This window comes from uncultured Campylobacter sp. (genome assembly GCF_937949835.1).
GTDB lineage: Bacteria > Campylobacterota > Campylobacteria > Campylobacterales > Campylobacteraceae > Campylobacter_B.
Genome location: NZ_CALEDC010000363.1, coordinates 1 through 3,735 on the forward strand (window position 1 = coordinate 1; position 3,735 = coordinate 3,735).

Sequence of the window (3,735 nt, forward strand, 5' to 3'; positions counted from 1 at the left end):
TAGTTAGCGTTTATGCTTGAAAGCTTAGAGCCCTTGTAGCTTACGAGGTTATTTGCTTTTAATAAGCTCGCAGCCATTATATTGATACAAAATAGGGCTACTATTAATTTCAAGCACTTATTCATATTTATTTTCATCAAAATTATAAAATTGAATATTCTCAAAATTTTCTAATTCAAGATATGCTTCGCTTGCAACATTATAAATCTCTAGCCTACTTACATAATCGTTATTGTAGAGTAAGAAGTTGGTTTCATATTCTCCTTTTGTGAACACCATCATATCTATTACTATAGTGCTCATCGGGAAATTTTCTAACGATAGCTTTTCCGTACCTTTAGGCTCTTTAAATTTTATTAGCATATAACCTACTTCCTTTATTACGCTATCGATCTTTATAAGTTTGAGATGAGATATTAATTCATCTCTGCCTTTAAATTTATATCGAAGCATTATGTTAAGCCATCTTTCTACGTTAGGCGGTAAACTCTTGTTTATAAAAAATTGATCATTTTTCTGTTTGTTCATTTGGCTCCTGTAGGATGGTATATGGACAAATAGTCGGGCAGTATGCAAAATCATCTCCATTTCTCGCGCGATAATTGGTGATATATCGGATCGCTACTTCGAATGCATCGTCATCTCCCTTGTTCGTGTACCAGCCATCGCCTGTGATTATGGGCTTATTACCGCTTAAGCGATATACATCTCCTCCGAGGATAACCATATCTTTACTTTTTGTGATTTTAAGCACCTCCATTACATCGTCGAATTTCCAAGCGATTTCATAAAAACCGAGTTCCTCTCTTAAGCGAATACCGCGCTCCAATAGATCCTGCGGCACGATATTGACATAATCTTCGTCTATAAACATAATCTCTCCTTTATTTCACGTTAGGTCTAAAAAATCTATGTTTGACAGTTTTGTCATCGTTTCTAGTAATATTTAAAAATTTACTAATCCAAGAATTCAATATCCTCAAAATTTTCTAATTCAAGATAGTCCTCTCCTGCAATATTAAAAATCTCTAACTCTTTTACACATTCACCCCAGTGAAGTATAAATTCTGTTGTGTAGTGCAAATTGTTAAACACTAACATATCTATCGCCGGATATGGTATGCCCTCATAATCTAGTAAATTTTGATCCACTACTTCAAAGACAAAGGCCTTAAAGCCTGCGTCCTCCTCAATCTTTTTAATTCTTAAATTATTAAGCTGCTTAATAAGTTTATCCTTACCGGAAAACTCATGCTTTAGCATAACATTTAAAAATTTATTTAGCTCCTCACTAAAGAAGGGGTTATGGAATCTTTTTTTCTGGTCCAAAATACGTTCCTATGTTAATATTCTCAAATATCTTTTCTATTCTATTTTTTGGCATAATACCAATTTTATAAAATGTATTATAGTTTTTCATGATAGCAGTTTCCTAGAATTTTGCAAAGCCCATACGAAATTTTCGAGCTCTACGCAGTCTTTTAATTCAAATCCAAAATTTAACAAACCTACCGATAGGGCGCCACCTTCTTTTATGACATGCGCTATTAGATTGCCTTTATGTTCTATACTCACTTTATTTTCATATCTTGTAAATTTAAAGATATTTTCCGAACATCTTCCGTTTCTTTTTGAAAATTTCTCAAATTGCTCCGTAAAATTCGGTCTTTGATTCCCATCTTTTAGCCATAATCCCCCGGCATATAGCGCCCATATAAGCTCGTAAAAATTGATATTATGCCGAGTCTCGGTAGCAGCGACTAAAAGCTTATTTGTTTCATGGTTGATCTGTATTAAAGGCTCTCTGTCCATATGCCAAATCTCGGCTACTACTTTTTCTCTATCCGGCACGGAGGCAATTAAAAATTCAAATTCATTTTTTATCATATTAAAATCCTAAAAATTATTTGATTATGGGTTTAAAAACCCCATAAATTCACCACTATCAATATTCATCCTTATTCCGCCATTTTTGCTCCTGTAATCTTTGATATTTGCTTTATATATAGAGCTATAATATGATTTAACTTCTAACTTAGAGTCCGTTAAAATTTTTTTAACTAATTTTATGCCTTCAGAATTCTCTACTGCGGCATTCCCTTTGACTTTTTCAATTATATCCCCTGGCCTATCGCCGTGTTTTTGTATTGCTCTACCAGCCTTAGTTAACTTATTTCTATCAAGTTGATTTGCAGCATCTAACACATGAATCATTTCGTCTTGAGTAATTTTTATATTATTACTTAAAATAGCTTCGCTAATAGCCGTCGGAGCTTTTGCCGTTCCCGCACCTGCAGTTTCACCGACAGCCGTTGAGAGTTTTGTAGTCTCTGCGCCTTCGGCAGCCCTGCCGGCTTCTCCTACCTTATGAGCATTTTTGCCCTTTTTTAGAACACCTCCGATTGTTCCGCCGGCTATGATCGGCGCAATACTTCCTGCTATTTCTCCACGTTTTTGATCTCTACCTTGTTTATCACCTAAAAAATCATCTAGATTTGCTTCTTCATATGTTTTATGTGAATTCTCTCCGAAATTAAATCCTGATTTAAAAGGATTTAAAATTCCTATCGCGGTAGCTTTTAAAAATTCTGAAGTATTATTAGTGGCTTCATTAGCTAAATCTTTAAACGGCTTTGTAAAACCATCAGCGAAATTTTTAATACTATCGGCTAAACCCGAGAACGAGAAAGTATCTGCTGGATTATCTATTTTGAGGTATTTTTCATAGAATTTCTTATTTCTAGAATATCCTTTCAAATTTGAATACCTATCGTTATATTGCTCTTTGAACGCCCAACCTATACCACTAAATTCATTATCATCATAAGTAGGGATGATTCTTGAATAATCTATTTTGGATTTTAAAAAGTCTTGAGCCTCTAGATATTCAAAAGCCTCCTCCGTGTCCAAATTAGTTTCATACATATCGTTTGCATCTTTGTCTACTAAACCATAGAATGCTTTGGATACTATAGCGGTTCCCTTTTCTAGAGGTATATTCTTTTTTTCCGAGTAAATTTTAGATAGTTCATATATTTTATGTACCTCTTCATCAAGTAACTGCCTATTCGCCCCCTTCTGTTTATCCAGCCTAGAGAATTCTTTATTGTTGCTTGCGTAGTAGTTTTGATTGATACTGCTTGGATTATTTATCTTAGCAGAGCCGTAACCACTGCCGTATGAGCTAAGAGCATATCCGTAGTATCTAGCGACTGCGTTTCCGAAATTCTGTGAATAGGTCGAATGATCATCTTCGTTTTGGAGGAAGTTTATGCCTCTTTGATGATCCATAGCTCTTTGGCTTTCGGTAGCAGAAGTAGCGACTAGATCCTTTGTGCTTTCGTTGTTTTTTATATTGATATAGCTGTTTTGCGTCTGCAAGGAGTAAAAGCCCATTATCTGCTTACCGTCTCTACCGGTCTCATCGGTGTAGATAGTTTTTGTTTGATTTGGGATGTAGCCTAGGTTTATCATTACCTGTCTTGTGATGTTTTGCGTTATGGCTTGTTTCTCTTGATCAGAAAGCTCATCGCTTTGTAGCATCCGTCTTAGCTCGGGATTGTTTGCTATCTCTTGCCTTACTGCGTTTACCGTCATAAAGCCTTTGCCGTTTTCGCTAAAAAAGTCTTTAATGCTAACTCTATCGGTAGTTGCTATTTGGTATATGGCATCGTATATGGTAGAGGCGTCTTCATAATCTCTTTTTATCTCATTCCTTCCCCCTTCGCTAAAGAG

5 protein-coding genes are annotated in these 3,735 nt (G+C 35.4%); all 5 read right to left on the reverse strand.

What is annotated here, in order from left to right:
- Positions 1 to 117 precede the first annotated feature (117 nt).
- Positions 118 to 528 carry a hypothetical protein gene (locus Q0256_RS08315; RefSeq protein ID WP_297941695.1) on the reverse strand — a complete coding sequence of 137 codons (411 nt, stop codon included), beginning with the start codon at positions 526 to 528 and terminating at the stop codon, positions 118 to 120.
- Positions 509 to 874 (reverse strand): Imm40 family immunity protein, encoded by a 366-nt coding sequence (imm40, locus tag Q0256_RS08320; RefSeq protein WP_297962142.1) that lies wholly within the window; start codon positions 872 to 874, stop codon positions 509 to 511. The genes Q0256_RS08315 and imm40 overlap by 20 nt, the downstream gene beginning before the upstream one ends.
- Before the next feature lie 83 nt (positions 875 to 957).
- Positions 958 to 1,329: a hypothetical protein gene (locus Q0256_RS08325; RefSeq protein WP_297962144.1), complete on the reverse strand. Its 372-nt coding sequence runs from the start codon at positions 1,327 to 1,329 to the stop codon at positions 958 to 960.
- An 87-nt stretch (positions 1,330 to 1,416) separates the two neighbouring features.
- Positions 1,417 to 1,887, reverse strand: coding sequence for a hypothetical protein (locus Q0256_RS08330; RefSeq protein ID WP_297962146.1), 471 nt, complete (start codon positions 1,885 to 1,887; stop codon positions 1,417 to 1,419).
- A 24-nt stretch (positions 1,888 to 1,911) separates the two neighbouring features.
- A partial coding sequence (locus tag Q0256_RS08335) for a hypothetical protein (RefSeq protein ID WP_297962148.1) occupies positions 1,912 to 3,735 on the reverse strand: 1,824 nt, incomplete at its 5' end.

Excerpts from the sequence above, each read along its gene's own strand:
- Q0256_RS08315 (WP_297941695.1), bottom strand. The coding sequence starts at position 528 with ATGAACAAACAGAAAAATGATCAATTTTTTATAAACAAGAGTTTACCG.
- imm40 (WP_297962142.1), bottom strand. The coding sequence starts at position 874 with ATGTTTATAGACGAAGATTATGTCAATATCGTGCCGCAGGATCTATTG.
- Q0256_RS08330 (WP_297962146.1), bottom strand. The coding sequence starts at position 1,887 with ATGATAAAAAATGAATTTGAATTTTTAATTGCCTCCGTGCCGGATAGA.